This is a genomic window from Chryseobacterium sp. II3a, assembly GCF_057815135.1.
On record NZ_JBYPZJ010000004.1, the window covers coordinates 36,971 to 58,928 of the forward strand.

The 21,958-nt window shown below is 34.8% G+C and carries 17 protein-coding genes; 12 read left to right on the plus strand and 5 right to left on the minus strand.

The features are described from left to right. Positions 1-20 precede the first annotated feature (20 nt). The 8 genes from AC3HD6_RS11465 (at position 21) to guaB (ending at position 7,180) form a co-directional block, all read left to right on the plus strand. Positions 21-272 carry a type B 50S ribosomal protein L31 gene (locus tag AC3HD6_RS11465; RefSeq protein WP_027375398.1) on the plus strand — a complete coding sequence of 84 codons (252 nt, stop codon included), beginning with the start codon at positions 21-23 and terminating at the stop codon, positions 270-272. 275 nt (positions 273-547) lie between these two features. Further along, a complete protein-coding gene (locus tag AC3HD6_RS11470) occupies positions 548-1,708 on the plus strand; it encodes a GlmU family protein (RefSeq protein WP_488896464.1) in 1,161 nt (386 codons plus the stop codon). A gap of 99 nt (positions 1,709-1,807) precedes the next feature. Beyond that, complete coding sequence (locus AC3HD6_RS11475) at positions 1,808-2,317, plus strand: RNA polymerase sigma factor (protein WP_068944973.1); 510 nt, start codon at positions 1,808-1,810, stop codon at positions 2,315-2,317. Beyond that, positions 2,292-2,960, plus strand: a complete 669-nt coding sequence (locus AC3HD6_RS11480) for a hypothetical protein (protein ID WP_488896465.1) — start codon at positions 2,292-2,294, stop codon at positions 2,958-2,960. Before AC3HD6_RS11475 ends, AC3HD6_RS11480 begins: the two co-directional genes overlap by 26 nt. Positions 2,961-3,008: 48 nt before the next feature. Then, positions 3,009-4,289 carry a DUF4252 domain-containing protein gene (locus AC3HD6_RS11485; protein WP_488896466.1) on the plus strand — a complete coding sequence of 427 codons (1,281 nt, stop codon included), beginning with the start codon at positions 3,009-3,011 and terminating at the stop codon, positions 4,287-4,289. 10 nt (positions 4,290-4,299) lie between these two features. Further along, a complete protein-coding gene (locus AC3HD6_RS11490; RefSeq protein ID WP_488896467.1) occupies positions 4,300-4,800 on the plus strand; it encodes a DUF4252 domain-containing protein in 501 nt (166 codons plus the stop codon). A 26-nt stretch (positions 4,801-4,826) separates the two neighbouring features. After that, positions 4,827-5,531 carry a hypothetical protein gene (locus AC3HD6_RS11495; RefSeq protein WP_488896468.1) on the plus strand — a complete coding sequence of 235 codons (705 nt, stop codon included), beginning with the start codon at positions 4,827-4,829 and terminating at the stop codon, positions 5,529-5,531. Positions 5,532-5,719: 188 nt separating this feature from the next. Further along, the gene (guaB, locus tag AC3HD6_RS11500) at positions 5,720-7,180 is read left to right on the plus strand and encodes an IMP dehydrogenase (protein WP_488896469.1); all 1,461 of its coding nucleotides are present in this window, start codon (positions 5,720-5,722) and stop codon (positions 7,178-7,180) included. A 51-nt stretch (positions 7,181-7,231) separates the two neighbouring features. On the opposite strand, the gene AC3HD6_RS11505 is transcribed toward guaB, so the two are convergent. From AC3HD6_RS11505 to AC3HD6_RS11525, 5 genes are all read right to left on the minus strand, one after another. Continuing rightward, positions 7,232-7,429: a KTSC domain-containing protein gene (locus tag AC3HD6_RS11505; RefSeq protein ID WP_488896470.1), complete on the minus strand. Its 198-nt coding sequence runs from the start codon at positions 7,427-7,429 to the stop codon at positions 7,232-7,234. A gap of 87 nt (positions 7,430-7,516) precedes the next feature. Next, the gene (locus AC3HD6_RS11510; protein WP_488896471.1) at positions 7,517-8,203 is read right to left on the minus strand and encodes a T9SS type A sorting domain-containing protein; all 687 of its coding nucleotides are present in this window, start codon (positions 8,201-8,203) and stop codon (positions 7,517-7,519) included. Between the two features lie 4 nt (positions 8,204-8,207). Then, positions 8,208-8,801, minus strand: a complete 594-nt coding sequence (locus AC3HD6_RS11515) for a phage tail protein (RefSeq protein WP_488896472.1) — start codon at positions 8,799-8,801, stop codon at positions 8,208-8,210. Between the two features lie 105 nt (positions 8,802-8,906). Further along, entirely contained in the window at positions 8,907-10,784 is a 1,878-nt protein-coding gene (locus tag AC3HD6_RS11520; RefSeq protein ID WP_488896473.1) for an AAA family ATPase, read from the minus strand. Next, positions 10,784-11,854, minus strand: a complete 1,071-nt coding sequence (locus tag AC3HD6_RS11525) for a DUF4407 domain-containing protein (protein ID WP_068945230.1) — start codon at positions 11,852-11,854, stop codon at positions 10,784-10,786. The genes AC3HD6_RS11520 and AC3HD6_RS11525 overlap by 1 nt, the downstream gene beginning before the upstream one ends. 389 nt (positions 11,855-12,243) lie before the next feature. Here AC3HD6_RS11525 and AC3HD6_RS11530 point away from each other — a divergent pair, with 389 nt between their 5' ends. From AC3HD6_RS11530 to AC3HD6_RS11545, 4 genes are read left to right on the plus strand one after another with little or no spacing between them, the layout of a single operon-like run. Continuing rightward, positions 12,244-13,581, plus strand: a complete 1,338-nt coding sequence (locus tag AC3HD6_RS11530; protein WP_488896474.1) for a tetratricopeptide repeat protein — start codon at positions 12,244-12,246, stop codon at positions 13,579-13,581. Beyond that, the gene (locus tag AC3HD6_RS11535; protein ID WP_488896475.1) at positions 13,578-14,744 is read left to right on the plus strand and encodes a lamin tail domain-containing protein; all 1,167 of its coding nucleotides are present in this window, start codon (positions 13,578-13,580) and stop codon (positions 14,742-14,744) included. Before AC3HD6_RS11530 ends, AC3HD6_RS11535 begins: the two co-directional genes overlap by 4 nt. Positions 14,745-14,746: 2 nt before the next feature. Further along, positions 14,747-21,430 (plus strand): RHS repeat domain-containing protein, encoded by a 6,684-nt coding sequence (locus AC3HD6_RS11540; RefSeq protein WP_488896476.1) that lies wholly within the window; start codon positions 14,747-14,749, stop codon positions 21,428-21,430. Further along, positions 21,430-21,888, plus strand: coding sequence for a hypothetical protein (locus AC3HD6_RS11545; protein ID WP_488896477.1), 459 nt, complete (start codon positions 21,430-21,432; stop codon positions 21,886-21,888). Before AC3HD6_RS11540 ends, AC3HD6_RS11545 begins: the two co-directional genes overlap by 1 nt. Positions 21,889-21,958 lie beyond the last annotated feature (70 nt).

Below are 21,958 nucleotides of genomic sequence, written 5' to 3' on the forward strand. Positions count from 1 at the left end.
AATTTTTTAAAAATAGCATTATGAAAAACGGAATCCACCCAGAAAATTATAGACTTGTTGTTTTCAAAGATATGAGTAACGACGAGGTGTTTCTTTGCAAATCTACTGCAGAAACAAAAGATACTATTGAGTTCGAAGGACAAGAGTATCCACTAATCAAAATGGAAATCTCTTCAACTTCTCACCCTTTCTACACTGGTAAAGTGAAATTAGTTGACACTGCAGGTAGAGTTGATAAGTTCATGAACAAATACAAAAAATTCGCTAAGTAATTTTTGTATACTCAAAATATGAAAGCCTTTCAATTTTTTGGAAGGCTTTTTTGTGGTTAAAAAATAAATGATAAAAGTTATAAATTAAGGAAAGATGAATTCACAGTATAGTCTTCCATCTCTTAGTCTATTATCTATCCGTCTATTATCTATCAATCCATTATCTTCGATCTTCTGTCTCAACTTCTCTCATCTTTTTGTATTTTTGTTCAAGACACAACTTAGAAACCAAATGTAACTCCCGGAGTATAAAATCTCCAGTTAAAAATCAAAAAATGCAATTAGTATTTTCAGACGCACAATATTGGGAAGATTTTCTTCCGCTTACCTTTACCCGACCGGTTGCAGCCATGCGATGCGGAATTCTCACCTTCTCCGAAAGATGGCAGAGAATTCTGGAGAATACCGAAATATCTTATTTTACAGAAATGTATCTTCAGGATAAGTTTAAAACCCCGGAAGAAAAGGAAAGCCTTTTTTTAGTTCCGAACTTTATCCCTACAGAATCTGTGATTCAGCAGATTAAAGATCTTAAGCAGGGTGAAGCGTTAGTATATGAAGATGAGTTGGTAGCAGCGAAGATCAATATGAAGGGGTTTTCTCTTCATCAGATCGAAAAAATGACGGATATTAAAGAAGAGCTTATTTTCTTTAAAAAACCGAAAGATTTATTTACCTATAACCATCACGCTATCGATTTTGATTTTGATCTGCTTACCCAAGGAAGAACTTCTCAGGAATTGTCTTCCACCAACGGTTTTTTAGGAGATAAAAAAGATCTTTTCATTGAAGAAGGAGCTTCTGTTGAATTCTCAACTATCAATACCAAAACCGGAAAAATCTATATTGGTAAAAATACAGAGATCATGGAAGGCTGTCATCTTCGCGGGCCTATCGCACTTTGTGATGACTCTAAATTTAATCTTGGTGCCAAAATTTATGGAGCCACTACAGTGGGACCACATTGTAAAGTAGGAGGAGAGGTGAACAATATTATTATTTTCGGATATTCCAGTAAAGGGCATGAAGGGTTTGTTGGAAATTCTGTGATTGGCGAATGGTGTAACTTTGGAGCAGACAGCAATTCATCCAACATGAAAAATAACTATGGAAATGTAAAATTCTGGAGTTACAGAACCAAAGCTTTTGAAGACACTGGCTTACAGTTTGCCGGCTTGATCATGGGTGACCATTCCAAAACGGCGATCAATACACAGCTGAATACAGGAACTGTCATTGGAGTTGCCTCCAATATCTTCAAACCAGGTTTCCCACCTAATCTTGTGGAAAACTTTTCATGGGGCGGCTTGAAAGATGATGAAAGATTCAGATTAGATAAAGTCTATGAAGTAGCAGAAAGAGCCATGGCGAGAAGAAAAGTAGCTTTAACAGAAGAAGACAAAGCTATTTTGAAACATATTTTTGAGACGTATTAATTCTATTATAATAAAAACTTCAAATATTTTTGAAGTTTTTTTATTTTTGATGTAATAGATTGTAAAGACCAGTTGTCTTACCTATAAGAAACAAAACTCATGACCCAAGAAACTTTCAAGAATACGGTGTTTATTCTCAAAGACGAGATGTATCGTTTTGCGAAGCGATTCGTCATGAGTAGTGATGAGGCAGAAGATGTAGTGCAGGATATTATGATGAAGTTCTGGCAGAAAAGGGATGAACTGGGGCAGTTTGGGAACTTAAAATCCTATGCGCTGAAGTCTGTCCGGAATGAATGCCTGAACCGCCTGAAGCATCACGATGTGAAGATAGGCTTTGCGGATATGCAGCTTCACCGGTCGGAGCTTTACAGTATGGAAGTTGATAACCTTAAGGAACATATTGTAGGATTTATCAATCAGCTCCCCGAAAAACAGAAGCAGGTGATCCACTTGAAAGATGTAGAAGAGTACGATGTTTCCGAAATTTCTGAAATGCTGGAAATGGAGGAAAATGCAGTAAGGGTAAACCTTATGCGGGCAAGACAAAAAGTAAAAGAACAAATCTCACAACTGATGAGCTATGAAAAAAGATCAATTACAAGATAAATACGACGAAATCTTCCGGGAGATAAAGGAAGAAAAAATGGAATGGAGCTTTGATGACTTCCTTCAGCAGGCAGAAAGCACAACCTCTGAAGACCATACGACGCCTATTATTCCTTTAGATGAAAAGAAAAAGCCTTCCTTTCCCAAATGGTTCTGGATGGCCGCCAGTGTAATGTTGGTTTTTGGCATCGGTTTTTTCCTTAAAAATAATTCTGAAACAGCGGTTCAGGATAAGGAAAACATGGTGAAAAATGAAGTGCTGAAACAAAAGTCCGGATTTATTGAAGAAAACCATAATCACCAAGAACAAGTGGCAGTGAATCGCACCGATTCTATTTCAGGAACCAAAAAAGATTCCATCTTTCAGGATAATCATGTAGCTGAAAAAGATGTAATGGATGAAATCTTACCAAAAAGAGGAAGACTGAAAAAGGAAAAGAAGCCAAGATATGCTGACAATTCCTCTTTTAATAATAAAATTAAAGATTCTACAGGATATAAAAATTCTTATGTTATTGTCAACGGAAAAAGAATTGATAATGTAGAAGAAGCAATTAATGTAACAAAATACTCATTCCAGATATTTGCAAATAACGTTAGTGAAAAATTGGCACAGCCTACGGTGGTAGATGATGATTATTAATCTGAACAACAGTTGCCATCATTAACTTAAAAAAAATAAAATTGACTCATGAAAAAACTATTCATAATATTCGCTCTTGCTTTTTCCCATTTCTTTAATGTATATGGACAAAAAGATAAATTTGATCAACTCTTTGACAAATATCAGGAAGTAGAGGGAGTAACTTCCATTAAGATTGCCAAACCGATGTTCGGAATGCTGAGCAGTCTCAATATTGATGATTCCCAGCTGGATCAGATAAAACCGTTATTGTCAAAGATCAACGGACTTAAGATCCTTATCACGGAAAATCCGGAGAAAGGAAATACTGCCGAAGGACGTAAGGTTCAGAGTAACATGTCTCAGTTGAGTAAGGATATTTCTTCTTATTTAAAGAATCTGAACTATAACGAAATCATGTCCGTAAATAATGCGGGAGCAAAGGTGAAATTCCTTTCTGCAGAAGCTAAAAACGGTATTCTGGATGATCTGTTGCTAAGCATTGACGGCGGAAGTGGGGAAAGTATTTTTGTAATGCTTGACGGAAAACTGTCTATGGACGATGTAAGCAAGATTATTAATTCCAGCGAAACGAAAAAGAGCCCGATCTCTGTCACAAGAAATAGCCTCACTTCTGATAATAATTCATCTTACCTTAACGGGGAAGCCAGAAATGTAGGTGATTTTTCAGGAATTCAGGTAAGTACTGGTGTCAATGTAATCTTTAAACAGGAAAAACCAACCAGTGTAAAAGTTATTGCTGATTCAGATAAATTAGAATACATTATTACCAAAGTGGAGAATGGTGTTTTAAGAATATATATTGATAATAAAGGAGTAAGAAACCTGAGATTTAAAAATTTAAGTGTTAATGTCTCTTCTCCAAGAATGGAAAGTGTTGATGTTTCATCAGGTTCTAATCTTACTATTGTAAATTCTATTCAGGAAAAAAATATGAGAATTGATGCTTCATCAGGAGCTAATATTACCGGTGATTTCAAAATCTCAAATGCGGCAACTATTTCAGCGTCTTCAGGATCTAATGTGAGAGCAGGAATAACGGCCGGAAATATAGGAATCAAAAGTTCAAGCGGATCTAATATGAGTTTGAGCGGGAAAGCAGATTCAGGATCGATAGATATCAGCAGCGGAGCCTTATGTAAAGCAGATGATTTAAAATTCACTTACCTTGAAACGGAAGCTACTTCCGGAGGAAATCTTACTGTAAACGTATCGGATAAATTAAAGGTAAGAGCATCTTCAGGAGGATCTGTGAGATATAAAGGAAGACCGGAAATCGATGCGAATATCAGTAAAACCTCCGGAGGACTACTAAGACCAATGGATTAAAATCATGACCATGAAAACATTCAGAATTATTGTCTTCTCAATTTTAGTCATTGGCAGCCTTCAATCTTGTGTTGTTTCTGAAAAACCCAATATGGATTTCTTTTCAGATACCAGGTATGATTTCAAAGATGCCAAGTTCACAAGCTTTAATGTACCTTTATTATTGGCTAAACCATACATCAAAAAAGCTTTAAGGCAAGACGGGGAAAGTGAAGAACTCATCAGCCTTATCAAAAAGGTTTCTAAAATAAAGGTTCTTACAGTAGAAAACGGAAGCAAAGAAATGCTGAATGATTATGCGAAGTTTTTGAATAATAATCGTTACGAAGACTGGGCTACCATAAAACATAATGGCGAAAATGTTAACCTTCGTGTAAAGCAAAAAGGAGAGGCCATTAAAAATATGCTGATTACAGTGAATTCAGATAAAGAACTCGTTTTTGTGGATGTAAAAGGAGATTTTACTCCCAATGATATTTCAAAAATGATTAATGCTGTTTCAGATAAGTAATTCTTTTTCACTTCAAAAATCTTCTTATGGAAAAGCTGATCAAAGAAGTTCGTATTTTGAAAATTTATGCAGCTTCACTTACTGTAGTTTGTGTATTACTTTTTATACTGGCATTTAAAGCCAATCCTTCTGTTGAACATTTTAAAGAAATAGATGTAGAACGCATCAATATTGTTGAAAAAGACGGAACTTTAAAAATGGTTATCAGTAATAAAGAACGTCAGCATCCGGGAATGGTGAATCACAAAAATATGAAGCAAAGAGAAAGAGATGCAGGATTAATTTTCTTTAATTCATTAGGAGATGAATGTGGCGGACTTGTATATGACGCTGATGAAAAAGGATCCGGGATGGTGTATTCAGTAGATCAGAGAAATACAGATCAGGTAATGCAGTTACAATATATGGAAGAAACCGGAAAAGATAAAAAAAGAGTATACGGATTAAAACTTTGGGATCGTCCGGATGATTTTCCGCTAGAAGCAATTATTAAGTTTGAAGATTCTCTGAAAAAACTCAATGATCCTGTTGCAAGTAAAAAAGCATACGCCATGCTTAGAGAACAGGGAAAATTAACTAATGAAAGATTTTTCGCAGGCAAAGCTGCGAATGGAGATGTGGGAGTTTTTATTCGTGATACTAAAGGAAAAGTAAGATTAAAATTATACGTAGATAAAAATAATCAGACTCATATTGAAAATCTGGACGAAAATGGAAATATTGTGAAATAGACATTATTATTTAAAATATTAACTCTAGACAAGTAGTTTCGGACATACTAAATTTATTTTGTAAAGGAAACCGTTCTTAAAAAGGGCGGTTTTTCGATTTAACTTATTGATTATTAAATTTTATTTAAACTATTAAAAATGATTTTCATATGTCATCAAAATAACCTAATTTTGCAAAGAAAGTAAAGATGTCTATTCATAACAAAATTGTAGAGACAGCCATCACTTTCGATGACGTTCTTCTAGTCCCTTCTTATTCAGAAGTTTTACCTAACCAGGTTTCATTAAAATCAAGACTTACCGATAAAATTACGCTGAATGTTCCGATAGTTTCCGCTGCAATGGACACTGTTACAGAGGCAGATTTGGCGATTGCATTGGCAAGAGTTGGAGGTTTAGGTTTCATCCATAAAAATATGACGATCGCAGAACAGGCTGCACAAGTAAACAGAGTAAAACGTTCTGAAAATGGAATGATCTCTGATCCTGTAACGCTTTCAAAAGATCATACTTTAGGTGAAGCTAGAGAATTAATGGCTAAATATAAAATATCTGGCCTTCCCGTGGTTGATCCAAATAATGTATTAATCGGAATTATCACAAACAGAGACGTAAAATATCAGGAAAACCTTGATGTAAAGGTTGAAGAGATCATGACTAAAGATAATCTGATCACCTCTGATAAAAATACCAATCTTGAGAAAGCAAAAGAAATTCTTCTTAAAAACAGAGTTGAAAAACTTCCTATTGTAGATGCTGAAAACAAATTGGTTGGTTTAATTACCATTAAAGATATCGATAATCAGCTTGAATACCCAAATGCAAACAAAGATCAAAACGGTAGATTAATCGTTGGTGCAGGTGTTGGAGTGGGCGAAGATACATTAGAAAGAATTGAGGCTCTTGTAAAAGCAGGAGTTGATATTATTGGTATTGATTCTGCTCACGGACATTCTATTGGAGTTTTAAATAAGATCAAAGAAATCAGACAAGTATATCCGGATTTGGATATCGTTGGTGGAAATATCGTAACAGCTGAAGCGGCAAAAGATCTTATTGAAGCTGGTGCAAACGTTCTGAAAGTAGGTGTTGGTCCTGGTTCTATTTGTACAACACGAGTAGTTGCTGGAGTTGGGGTTCCTCAATTATCGGCAATCTATAACGTTTACGAATATGCTCAGACTAAAAATATTGCAGTAATTGCTGACGGAGGTATTAAACTGTCAGGAGATATCGTAAAAGCAATTGCTAGTGGAGCAGGAGCAGTGATGTTAGGATCTCTTTTGGCAGGAACTGATGAAGCTCCAGGTGAAGAAATCATTTTCCAAGGTAGAAAATTCAAAACATACCAAGGGATGGGAAGCCTTTCTGCTATGAAGCGAGGAGGAAAAGAAAGATATTTCCAAAGTGAGGCTAAAAAATTCGTTCCGGAAGGAATTGAAGGAAGAGTACCAAGTAAAGGTAAATTAGAAGAAGTAATTTTCCAGTTAGTTGGAGGATTAAGAGCAGGAATGGGATATTGTGGAGCTAAAGATGTTGAAACTCTACAGAAAGATTCCAAATTGGTAATGATTACAGGAAGCGGATTGAAAGAATCACACCCACACGATGTGATTATTACTCAGGAAGCTCCAAACTATTCTTTATAAAGAGTATTAAATAATATAAAAAAGACTGCCTTTATGATGAGGCAGTCTTTTTTATTTCACTTTTCTATACCTGAATCTGGGTTTGATAACTTTGTTTAAAAACGTCCCTCTGGAAGATGCCTTGCCAAAGTTTTCAGCAATGTGAAGTGGCACTTTAAAATAATCGTATACAGCCCCCGACTGATATATGATTCTTAATATTTCAGTTTCCGGAAAGTATATAAAATTATTAACAACACTAGAAGGCATATTTATTACTATCAAAAAATGTTCCCTAAACTGAGACAGAAAAGCTTCTGGAAACTCCAGAAGCTCTTATTTATAAAAAATATTATTCTATTTTTTTATGAATTTAAACTCATAGAATTGAAATTCTCTGGTTGTAATTTTTAATACATAGGCACCTGAAGCAAGTTCTGAAACATCAATTTTTGAATTGAATATTTCGGATTTTACAAGTCGACCGTCAATATTGTAAATCTGGATAATCTGTCCATCCTTAATCCCTGAAATTTGGATGAAATCTGAAACAGGATTAGGAAAAAATTGAATTTTGTCTTTAGAAACTTCCTGTATTCCAAGTGCGGGACCCTGTACATCACCTGTCATTATAGAATTATTAGGTGTTAAGTTACCACTACATTGGCCGGTGGTTACCGCAGTGTTTTCAATCCATGTTCCAGCATTATTGCCTGGTGGTATAGGAAGGGAATTATTCCCTGTTGAGTTGTAATAAATTAATTTGGGAGTTGTAAAAGTACCATCTCCTTCATCACCAAGGAATTCCCATCTTGTAAGTGCATTATTCCACTGAATTTTAAACTCACAGTTCCCCAATCCACCACAAGGCTGCTGATCATTAATAGGGGTTGTCATATAGATGTTTTTGTTAAAAGCATCTACTCCTGTTTTGTTGAAGGTAAAATCTTGATCTTCAAAGAGATTATGACATCCGTTAAAAGTGATTGTCTGGGCTGAAGCTGAGCCTGCGAATGCCAGACATAGTAAGTAAAGAATTTTCATAATTTTAATTTTGTGATGGGTATACTCCGTATAATGCAATAATACATTTCAGAGTAATAAACGGAGGTCTGTTTTCATGAGCCTGATTTCCGCCGGTATTGTTCAGCATTGTACTCTTCATTGTAGTATTTGCAGCTACATCCGAATATTCTTTATCCAAAACTTTTGTATTGGCGGGAAGGTTTCCTGTAGGTAGATTTTGATTACCATCAGTAGTCACTGCATTTACTATATGATTGTGAGCAGGCATTTGAGGTACTGTTAAAGTGACGCTCTCAGCACCGCCATTCTGCCCCATCGTGTAAGTGGTAGGTCCTCCGGGAGCTTGCCCATTGTGTACAAGTACCCTTCCTCTCATGTCGGGTAATGCAAAGGTTGTAATTCCGTCTCCACCATAAGTAGTTCCTAAAAGAGAAAAAAGAGCTTGATTTTGGGCAATCGACATAAGTTGCCCATTGCATTCTGCCCAATTTTTTGGTGCAAAATTAAAAGCAACAAAAGCAATTTGTCCTAGAAATGGTTCTGATGCCTGAGCTTTTAGTATAGGAGAAAATACACTGATCATAAACAGTGTTGATGCATAAAGTAAATTTTTCATGATAATCGATTTTTATTAGTATAAATTTAAAAAGAAAAACCTTTCAGATTGAACTAAAAGGTTTGAATTTATTAATGACTTTTGCTGTTTCTATAGATATTTTCTCTAGGAATTTAATAAATCGTGATAATTTGTAATATGAAGATATCCTTCTTCTTTAATGCTCACTATTAATTGATGTTGGGCAGCTATGTCGTAGATTTCCTTTGGAGACATACTTCCTTTTTCGCTAAGAGTGATGCTCATACTTTTAAGCAAATCAAGATGTAGGATCAGGTCTTCTCTTGTCTTATGTGCGAGCTCCTGTATCAGTTTTTCGATTCTTTCATCGGTGATGTGCTGCTGCATGCGGTGAGGATACGCTTCTAGATTATAAGCTGCCTGATAATCTTCTTCAAAACCATATTTTCTGATAAAATCAATGGCCAGGCTTGTTGCCTGCTCTCTGTCATGACTTCTTCCGATGCTGGCATGCTGGTCTCCAAAAATAATTTCTTCGGCAATTCCCCCTGCAAGATAGATTTTGACTCTATTCAAAAGGCTTTCCTTTGTATCGTGGATCTGATGTGGAAAAGTAAACCCGGCTGCATAGCTGCTTGCTACCTTACTTTTAAGCTGTAAAGGGGCAAAACCCGTATAGAGCATGTAAGAAACAGCATGTCCACATTCATGAACACTGATATTGGCCACGGCATCCTGTTGGTTGGCCTGCCTTATGCTGTCGATTCTTCCCAGATATGGAATTTCAATAGTTCTGTTACCAATTTTTCCAGTAATAATCTTGCTTTCCTGAAGATAGTTGATCTCAATAGTCTTATCATCATGGATAATTGCTTCGAATAGAAACTTGCTAAGATTGGTATCCAGGATATCTACTACACTGCTGAATACTGGGCGGACTCCCTGAACCGGAAAAACTCCGTTTCTGTAGATCAGTTCGTTGATCGCCTTATTTATTTTTAAAGAAACTCCAAATTTCGTTTTGGTTTTATGCTTCAGATTATTGATCTCCCGCTGGATCAGCTTATGAAAATCTTCGGTTTTTAATGAAAAATAAATCAGATGAATATTCCCGAATCTGGCAACCTGCTCAGGCCTGAATTTTCTGGCTAAAGCATTTTTAATATCAACTACTGTTATTTTTTTAGTGAATGCATGATAAATATTGGCATCCACATCTGCTTCACTGGTCTCTCGTGACATCTGAAAGGCTTCATCCAGGTTCCCACTAATGATGATAAGCATTTTGCTGTAATCCACCGGCTCATAGATTTTCTTTTCTTTCTGTTTTTTGCGGATTAGCTTAATCATATCTTCCTCTTTCATATCAATGATGCTCATGACATCATCATCCATGCTGAGGTATTTTTTTAATTCTTTGGCGTCCCATAGATTCAGGTAAGGATTTTCATCCAATTCTGTTTCTCCGTTTAGCTTTCGTCTATCGTTTTCTTTTTTTCGGAAAAGGTAAGAGAATAAATAATGTTCAAGGTCCTCCCTTTCTCTTTTGCTCAGGCGTCCATCGCTCAAAAGCTCCCAAAAATCAGTGAACTTAGTTTGAGGAACCGGTATGCCATCCGGATCAATGGTATTGAAACGTTGGATTTCGTCAAAAAGGGCAATGCTGGGTTTCTCATCACTTAATCCGTTAGTCTGCAGGATATCTGAAACACTTTTACTCCAGGATGTTTCATCCGTATTGCTTAATTCAATTTCTACAAAACGGTTTTGAAAATCAAGAAAACGAACCATCTTTCTCACCAGATCCGTTTTTCCAACTCCGGTCATTCCCCATAGATTGATCACCACGGGACGGGTAAGAATCTCAGGCATCAAATACCAGATCTGGATATATTCCATGATATCATCGATGATCTTATCTATGCCGATGAATTCTTTTTTAAGATAAGCTTTACAATCGTCCAGCTTTTTCTTTTTCTTCTGAATTTCTTCTTTATCAATAATCATAGATGAAAAATACATTATTTTTTTAGATTATCCTTGAAATCATCAATTCTGAAATCAGTCAATGCATTTCCCTTTTCAATTTTTTCCCTGGAATAGAGCTTGAAGTCATTTTCAGTTTTTTCCAGGAGATAATCATAAGGTCCCACATGGGAAATAAGTTTTACCAGAACGGGAGAGATTTCAAGACAGATAAAAAGCCCCATGATAAACGTGGCTGCCAGTCCTATAATAGCAGAATTTTTACCCAATTCATCCAATGCCTGAAGGCGGGCTGCAAAACCATTGAACTTATCTTCGAATGTTTCTGTAGATTTTCTTTCTGTTTCAAGATTGGTATATACTTTTGAAATTTCTTTATCCAGATATTCGAGTCTTGGAGCTACCTGTTTTTGATAATTTTCAAGATCCTGTCTGCGTTGTTCTTTCAATTGTTGTTTACGCTTGGCATTAGGCCCATATCCTTCTTTTCCACTGGTTAAACCAGATTCTTTTCCCAAAATTTCCTTTTCAAGTTCTACAGATGCAGAATCATATGATTGCTGATATAAAGCAGTTTTTTCTGCGATCTGTTTCTTCTCTGTTTCAAAAGGGCCGCTTTGCTGAAGAATTCTTCCCGTCATTTCACCCTGAAGCTGTTTTTTATTCCTTTGGATAATGGTGTTGAGTTGTTTGTTTACCTCTTTTTCAAAAATTTTAAGCTCTAAAGGTTTTGAAATAATAATCCCTAGAAATGTAGCAAGGATTAAACGGGGAATAGACATGAGAATCTGATTCCACCATGTTCCCGTTTTTTTGATGGAAGACACGATATATCTGTCAAGATTAAAAATCATTAGTCCCCACAGAATTCCAAATCCTATTGATGTCCAGATATCATCAAATACTGTATACATAGCATACCCCGCAGATAAAGTTGCAAACACTGCGGTGAATAGGACAATTCCTCCAATACCGGAAAATTTATTCCACTCACTTGGAGTCTTTCTTAAAATATGAATGTTCCCTCCGGAGCATATCATGAGGAACTTCTGGAACCAATTTATTTTATGATTCGTTTGATTTATAGTTTGTTGGTTTGTTTTCATCATAGAAAATTTATACAAAGGTAGTATTAAAAATCATACCAATGTAAAAGATAGTATTATGTTTTGCAAAGTAATTAAAATTTTATTTTTTTTACCTTTAATAATGGAGTAAAATCAGAATTCAAACAAAACAACTTTAATAATTGGTAAGATAAAGCAGCTCATCTTTTATCAATTTTATCTTTCTTTTATAATTTGTAATATTTTGAAACCCAGTATTAAAAGGGTTTTACACGCTGTTGTGAAAAAAAAGCAGAAATTATTTGGAAGAGTCATAAAAAATGTTAAATTTGTTACCAAGGGGAAGTCGAACAATTGTTATTATGACTCTAGAGGTATCGCAATACAGGCCGAAAATCCTGTCTTCCCCTTTTTAAAAAAACTATATCATGATAACCAGAAAAACATTCTTATCTCTAAGTTCATTAGGGATGATTTCACTATTGTTTCCTAGTTTTTTATTTTCAAAGGCCAAACCTGGTTTTTTTGAAGATGTCAATAAGCTTTTGAAATCGGCTGCAGATTTGAGAAAACAAAAGAAATGGAGTGAAGCTCAAGCTAAATACAAACAAATTATTGAGCAGTATCCTAATGAAATCAGAGCTTATGACGGGATGAGAAAAGCCCTGCTATCTGAGAAAAAGAAAGAATGGGAGGTAATCCTTATGTTTAGAGCCGCACTGGCTTTAAATCCTGATAGTTCTGATCTTCAGCGTCGTCTTTATAAAGAATATATGAATGCCTCTCTGGGGAATAAAAAAATCAAAAAACTTATTGCCTTTGACGGGCGTTTGCTTAATGAAGTTAAAAATAAATTTGAAAGTTTAACAGACATCAATGCCAGAAGTAATAACAGGGATAAGCAATATTCTAAAATCTGTAAACTGGTTGAACTCAATGCCGATTCTGTGCATCCTCATAAAAATTTGGCTTTAAAGGCGTATAATAAAAAACAATATCAAAGCTTTAAAAAAAGATTTGATGCATTATCATCAGACCAGCTAGAGATTGAGTTAAAAGAATTGTTAGCCAAACCCGATTCTCCGGATAGAAAACAACACATCCGGGAACTGTATAAAGTAAGCGTTACCACACTTAAAAAAGAGAAAAAGGGTCCTGAAGCCTTTAATAAAGCACTTACTTACTATAATACAATTGACAAAAAAGATCCGTTGTTTCTAGGATATATCAGACAATTAGGACGCTATCAAAAGCAATTTGATACCCTTATTACAGTTGAGACTCAAAATCATGCGCTAAAGAATTCATTCTGGTCTGCTATTTCTCTTTTCGATATTTATTTTTTAAAATCAAAAGAACAGAATACCTCGTTTTCTCCCACTTTAGATTCTTTATTGGTTAGTATGGCAAAAGAGGTGGATGATTTTAATATGGAACTCGAAGTAAACCTTCGAAAAATAAGATTAAATATTTATAAAAATAATCTGCCAGAAGCTAAAGCACAAATTTTAGCGCAGTGTAAAAATATGAGAGGTCTTTCCAATTCGCATATTATAGATAAAATGAATGTTGTTATAGCAGAGTTTTATCATAAAAGCGGAGATAAAGATGGTAAAAATCGTATTGTAAAAATTGCGATGCAGCCACGATCTTTTGCGGATGGCGAAGATGATTTGGTAAAATTATTGGCATTAATCAATATGAATAGGAGCTATGATAAACCTGTTCATATACAGAATCTTAACCTACAAATATCAAAGATATGAGCCATAGAGTTATACTTTTAATCAGTTTCCTTTTTGCTGTAACAATGAGTGGGCAGATCATGATTACAGAAGTATATTATAATACTCCTGCTAATGAGAGACCTAAATTCGGGCAAGGAACAGTAGATGCTAAAAGGCATCATAGGGGGGAGTTTATAGAGATTTATAATTATAGTGATAAGGATCTGAATCTTCGAAATTGGTTTATAAGAGATTATGCAAGCTATGCTTGGCTTCCGGACAAAATTATTAAATCAGGCCAGCTCATGGTGGTTGCCTATAGTCCTATGCCTAATAATATGACGGATTTTCCCAGCTATTTTAATACAACAGCAGGAAAGGAAGATCAAATCATCTATCAAAATAGGGTGATGCTAAGAAATTTAAGAGAAAAAGTAGAGTTGGGATATTCATTCAACGGTGAGGATCTGAACAGTTATATACCCGTGGAAAGCATTGATTTTAATTGGAAGCATGATGAAGAGCCTGCTCCTAATTTTATACCGAATGTTTGGAGTACACCAGATAAATTTTATACCATCAATTCTTTACAATATAATGGCACTTCTACTTATTCAGAAGGGATACCTAATCCTTTAGAGGCGGTAGTAAAACCTCCTATTAAAAGCTATGAATCCATGGTGGGCGGATACTTTACAGCCAATTATGCTCATCTAGACTGGAAGGATAATGTGGATGAAGTGTTGAATAGAATATGTCCTATTAATATAGAAAGGGTCTCACAAGATCCTAAGACATCAAGTACAGGATCCAGTAATTGTTTCATATATGATACGGCCGGAAACTTTATCGTTACAAAAGATTGCAGTACATCCGGAATTAAAGATGCTTTACGATCCGGGAATGAGGAGTATACTGCAGATGAGCTTGATGCTATTAAAAAAAGCATCGTGATCGCTCCTAATCCTACCAAGGCTTCTGATTCTTATAATGTGACAATTACATGGTCGGGAGCGGCTTTAAATACGATTAATAATATTCAGGTGTTTAATTCTTCAGCCAATACAGTGTATGGATTTGCGCCTGCTGAAGGAGTGAGTACTACAAGTTTTAATCTCCAGAACCAATTACCGGGAGTATTTGTAGTGAATTTCGTGTTACATACAGGACAAATTATTTCTAAGAACGTTTTAAGATGGTAAAAATGAGAAAGCAAAATCTACTTCATATATTATTGTTTTTATTCTTCGCTTCAGGTTTTCAATCTCAGGAAGTTATCCAGGTTCCTCTGGAGTATAATACTTCAGGGTATGCGGAGAAACAGGCAAGTTCGCCCCAATCAGCAGATGCACAGAAAGGTATTGATGATAGACTGACCCCTACCATCAGTGCTGAAATGTCTGTGGGAGAGTCGGGTGCATTAACTTATACTCTGCCTATAGAAATTCATAAAGGAATCAATGACTTTCAACCTAATATTGCTCTTTCGTATAATAGCCAGGGCGGAAACGGAATGGCCGGATGGGGCTGGAATATTATGGGACTTTCCTCTATTTCGATAGGTGGACAGAATAAAGAGATTGATGGTATTACGAGAGGAGCTCAATATGATGCTACAGATCCTTATTATCTGGACGGAGTTCGATTGATAAAACTGGATGATAATAATTTTGTTACAGAGAAGTTTTCTAAAATTAAGATTACGAAACAGTCTACCGGAGAATTTCAATTTATTATTCAGTATACAGATGGGAAAGTGGCCAAGTATAAAGAACTTACTCCAGGGCAATTCTACATATCAGTATTTCAGGATGCTTTTAATAATACAATTAATTATACTTATCAGGTAGACAATTATGTTGCAAGGATTACCAAGATTTCATACGGAGGAACAGGGGATCCGTTTAGTATTAATTTTGAATATAAATTACGAAAAGCCCAGACTGAGGCATATAGAAATGGTATAAAATATATTAATAAATATGTGGTTTCAAATATATACAGCCATTCTACTTATGATGGTATCTTTAGAAAATATATATTAGATCACGATTTTATCAATAGTAATACCAATGAAAGAATAAGACGTATTGATGTAGAGAATAAGGACGGATCAAGACTTAAACCTTTGGCTTTTGATTATAACTTAGGCGTAACAACAGGATACGTAAATAAATATGTAAAGGGTATTAGTAAGTTTCCGAAAGAAACAAAAGAATTGGGAGACATTGTTGCAGGAGACTTTTATGGGACGGGGGAATTAGTGACTTTCTATATTGCAAAAGGAACGGACGGCTCTTTTTCACTAATTAGTTCAAAAGGCAGTAAAATAGATTGGATTCCGGTTGAGCCAGGTTCAAAGCTAATAGTGGGAAAAGCCCTTAGTAATGATAATAAAATTACGGATAGAGATCAATTGATTATCGCTAATACTGGGCTTTTTGCTACTTTACGAGTCATTGATCTTCTGACAAAGGAAGTGAGAACCATGAGTACGGGATTCCAGTCCAATGGGACATGGACTTGGGATATCATGACCGGCCAAATGTCTCTTAATCTTTCTGCCAATTGTGATAATTATGTTTCAGGAGATTTTAATAATGATGGTCTGTTAGATTTAATACATTTCATTCCCGGTGATGCATGGTCACCTCTTCAAATTAATGCTTTTGAAGTAGGAAAAACGTTAGGATCTTCAACAGAAACTATTCCATTTTCAATACCCAATTTAACCAATCCCGGAGGGTCTTTATATTTAAATTTTGATAGGGTCTATCAAATCGAGATGGATGGTGATGGAATTCCGGAACTCATGTTTATTGATGGCGAGAAATACTCTGTTTATAAAATTGATTTTCCTAATAAAAGATTAGTTCCAATGGATAATCTTCAGGGAGTTGTTTTACCGGATTTTGTTAATAACATTTACACAAAGCGTTTTACTCCCCTTATTTTCGGAGACTTCAATGGTGATGGATTAACAGATTTCATGACTCCAAAGAAAATTTATTTTATTGATAAAGATAATTCTGCAGGAGACGTAGCTAAAAGAATGGAAACCGAACCGCAAATGTGGTGGCAGTACATCAGTACTGGAAAAAGTTTTATATCAAGCACAAAAGATTATACAGCACAGAAGCTGTCTTATATCACACCTTCACAAAGGAGTTATTTCAGAGCAGGAGGTTCTTTTTGGAAACAGCTTTGGTCTGGTCCCGATGTAGAGTATGATTATACTGAATATGGTGCAACAACCATTATTCCAATGGACTTCAATAATGATGGGAAAACAGATCTTATTTCATTCAGCAAATTCGGAAAAGTAAAATATAGTGATACACAAAAGCTGGGATTGGCAGAAGTGCAAAACCTGGATGTGAAATACTTTGATCCTATTGGAGGAACATTTCCATGGTTCTTGAAAGATGCACTGTATACCAATAAGGTTTTCTTCCATGAAAATAATAATACAGGCTTCAGCACTTTAAATACCGTATTGCCTCTAAATGCGGATTTAATTTCTCCATTTTCTATTCCTTTACAGTATACGACCTTTAATTTCCTTAATACCTACAGGTCAAAACTAGCTATTTCAGATCCATTTACAGGAAAGGAGATTTCTTTTACTATTGATAATGATAAGTTTACAGAACAACTTATTAAAAAGGTTTCTAACGGTTCAGGAGTTGATCAGCTGGTAGATTATAAACCAATGATGATTGATACGAATAATAATCTTGAAAAATGTTATATCAATAATATCAGTACCGGAGACTTCAGATATCCTTATTATGTTCATAAGAATAATGGCTCTACTTATCTCGTCAATAAAATAAATACCTTGTTTGATGGGAAAATTCTTACCAAGGAATACAGATATGAAAATGCAATACAGCATCTATGGGGTAAAGGATTTTTAGGTTTTCAGAAAACTTATGTGAGTGATGCTTATGAATCTCAGCTTAAAGATGGGAAATATATAAACAAAGCACCTATGAAGGCGCTTTTCTGGACAAATACAACCAGAGACCCCTTAATGGATAATGCTATTATCAGAAGTACTTATGGAGGAATAAACAAATTTATTACAGATAACAATATCTTCAACTTTAGGTTTGATAAAGGAAATCATCAGTATATGATTTTGGCTACGGATGAAATCAATAAAGACAACCTGAGAAATATTAAAATTACCAAAAGGTATGAATATGACGAGACTGATAATCTGAAACTAAAAAAAGCAACCACTGATTATAACGGAATAGGCTCATCTGTATCTAGTTATTCTTATAAACCTGAATTTTCTAATGGAGGACATTATTTTTATGGTAAAATAACTTCTGTGGAAAATACAACCAGCAAAGGAAGTTTGGTATTTACCACTAAGGATGAATCAGATTATGATGTTAATGGAAATGTTTCTCAGATCAGAAAATATGGAAATAGTGCAGTATCAGCACCCATTGTAACAACCCTTATTTATGATTCTTTTGGAAATACTAAATCAAAAACGGTATCAACAACAGGACTTGCCTCTCAAACTGAGAGCTATGATTATGATAGTACTAATCGTTATATCGTAAAGACAACCTCTCCTGACGGATTATTTTCAACGGCCATAGTTAATACATTAGGACGCACAAGCTCTGAAACTTCTTCACTAGGATTAAATACTTCATATAATTATGACGAATGGGGAAACATTATAGAGGTTATAGATTTTCTGGGTAAAAAGACCACTATTTCCAAATCAGTTGCAGATGCATCTACAGGAGGTGTTTACAATTTACATAAAAAAAGAGAGGGTGGAATTGAATCTATTGTAACTTTTGATCGATTTGATCGAGAAGTTCAAACTAAAAGCCAGGCCGTAAATGGAAAATGGTTCGTTTCTAAAATAGAGTATGATATTTTCGGCAGAAAAATAAAAACATCAGAACCATTTTTTGATGGAGAAACCGTAAAATGGAACACAATTGAATATGATGAACTAAATCGACCTGTAAAGAATATCGTTTTTACAGGAAAAGTGATTACAACTTGTTATGAAGGTCTGAAAGTAACAGTAGATGATGGTCGTAAAAAAACGGCCAAAACATTGGATGCAATGGGACATGTTATCAAACAACAGGATCATGGCGGTGTTATTAACTTTTCTTATTATCCTAATGGAGCTTTAAGAGACACAAGTTATGAAGGAATAAAAACCTCCATAGAAATTGATGGTTGGGGAAATAAAATAAAATTAACAGATCCTACTGCTGGAATATTTACCTATGAATATGATAATTTCAGCAGGATTATTAAAGAAACAAATCCTAAAGGATATACTTTGTATACATATGATGATTTAGGCAGACCGCAGACTGAAAAAACATATGGAAAAACTACTGCTGAAAATACAAATATTGAAAAAACATACATATATGATGGACAAACCAAACTGCCAAAGACTATAACAGGAACTAGTAACGGAAAATCTTTTGTATATACTACTTATTATGACCAATATTACCGAATAATAGGGAAAAAAGAAGAAACGCCCAACTTTATATACTCCTCATCTACCACATTTGATGATTTTGGACGAGCTGATATTCTGAATATTTCAACACAAATCTCAGGATATACTTCAAATTCTTCAATCAAAAATGTGTATGATAGTAATGGAATTCTTATTCAAAAGAATGATAATGTTGCAGGAAATATGATTTGGCACCTTTCCAGTATTAATAGTAAGGGGCAGATTACACAAATGGAGTATGGGAATGGGTATACAATAACCAATCAATATAATACTACAGATCAATCATTAACCAATATAAAACATCAAAATAGTAATAATGGAAATATAGTTCTTGATGTTGATTATAGTTATGATGTTAATAAAGGAATCTTAAACAGTAGACAAAATAACACTTTTGGGAGAAGAGAAGACTTTACCTATGATACTCTCAATCGTTTACTCTCCGAGAGTTTGAATGGTGCTTTAACGAATGAATATACTTACGATAATAGAGGCAGATTAACTTCAAATACAGAACTGGGAACCTATAAATATAATTCAAATGATTATAAAATAAACGGGATTGATTTTAATGTAAATGGAGAAAGCGTTATTAAGCAGCGAGGATTTTCCAATATTGCTTATAATGCATTTAAAAGCCCTAATAAGATTACTTTAGGGAAAGAGGATATAAATTTCGAATATAATATTCTCAGAACAAGATATGCAATGCAATCAAGAAAAAACAACAATGTCAAATATTATTCTTCTGATTTTTCGATAGAAATTAAAAGTGGAATTGGACAGGCCAACGGAGTGCTTGTTAAAAATATTGAAATTGTTACCTATCTTACCGGAGATCCTTATTCCGGTGAATATATTAAGAAAGAAATCTTAAATGATGGTGTTCTAGCAGAGAGTAATAATTATTATCTCCACCGGGATAATCTGGGAAGTATTTTGGGAATTACAAAAGCCGATGGATCAGTAGTTGAAAAACGGTTTTTCGATGCGTGGGGTAATTTAAAAGCTTTAACGAATTCTGCGGGGCAAACAACAACAAACACCAAAGAATTAGCAAATGCAAAATTATTCTTAGACAGAGGTTACACAGGGCATGAACATCTATGGACAGTAGGTCTGGTTAATATGAATGCACGTCTTTATGATCCTATTTTAAGGAAGTTTTTAAGTCCTGATAATCTGGTGCCGGATGTATTTAATACTCAAAGTTATGACCTCTATGGATATGTAAATAATAACCCTCTACTGTATATTGATCTTGACGGAAATGATCCTGTTTCCATAGGTATTGGTCTTACTCTAGTAATTGCTGCAGCTATAGGAATTACAACTCATATTATTATCAATGCAATTAACGGAATTCCAGTCTGGTATGGATTAGGCAAAGCCGCTGTAATAAGTACCGTTATGGGAGCTGTAAGCTTTGGAATTGGATCGGCGGCATCAAGTGCCGCAGTTGGATTCATAGGAAGGGCAGCGCTCCAAGCCGGTATGCATGCAATGGCAGGAGGAATTATGTCTACCCTTGAAACCGGTAACTTTGGTTCAGGTTTTCTTTCAGGAGCTGTTTCTTCCATCATCTCAAGTGGAATAGAATTTTTAGGAAGAGCCGGAGGAGCAATAAGTACTGCCGGAAAATATAGTAACTTTGGAAGTAGAAATCCAGATTTGTTAAAAGCTATTATGTTAGTTTCAGGTGGATTAAGTGGAGGAATGTCTTCTGTAATTGCTGGAGGAAATTTTTGGATGGGAATGAGACAGGGATTAATAACTAGTGGATTGAACCATTTAGGACACATGGCATTTGAAAAAGCTGGTGAAGATATATCTGCAACGAAAGAAGATAAAGATCGTTATAAGGAAACAAAAACAGCTTATTATAAAATGCTAAAAGAAGGAAAATATGAAGGCGCATTAAACCTTCTGACAAGTACATTTAAATTTAATGAAGGATTAGTAGAATATTTTTGTGGATACGATATAAGAAAAGACGATCAAACATTTTTTGTAACTCATTCAGAAGCTAAAGATGGCGCATGGATCGAAATCCATACTGGGTTCTTGAAAGAGTTTGGAACTGCTACAAGAGCATTGTTTCATGAATGGCACCACATAAAGCAAAACTATATCCTAATTAAATTTGATAAGAGCTATGAATATCATTCTTTTAGGGAATTTGATGCTTATATTCAAACGGTTACTAACCCATTCCTGCCGCCTGCGGAAAGTTCAGCAATGCAGCAATGGACTAAAAGTATAAGTGAATACTGGAATGGCACTAATGGAAGAGAAGCTGTTCCCGCACATGTTAAAAGCAAGTATTTGATGAATTTATCTTTTCAATTTTTACTACGCTAATGAAACCAATTATTTTTTCAATTTTTATGTTCTTGTTTATTACCTGTTTAGGACAGGAAAAACAAACGGAATACACCTATAAGATTCATATTGATAACATTAATATGGGAGAAGTAATGCTTGAAATCAGAAACCCTAATAAAAAATCACTTAGGATTTCTGACAATATTGATAATAATGCTTTAATAGTTACAGCATTCCAGAAAAGTGATACTGAAGTCGAAGGGTATGAAGATATCGATTATCCTAAAAAACATTTTGATTGCTTTGTAGAGCCGTGTTTTCCATACACGTTTTTACTTAAAAAGAATAGGGCAAAGCAATATAAGTTCAATATTTTTAGCCCTTCTCCTTTAGAAAAAAATAAATGGTATCGTTTTAAAGTCTCTTTAGAAACAAGAATCTGTAAAAACTGTCATTTTATAAGCAGTGATTGGATTTACTTTAAAAAACAATAAAATTGTTTTCAGACAAGCTAGAGGTAAGAGTTGTTTAACGGTAAAATGTAACAAAATTTTAATTAAGTTT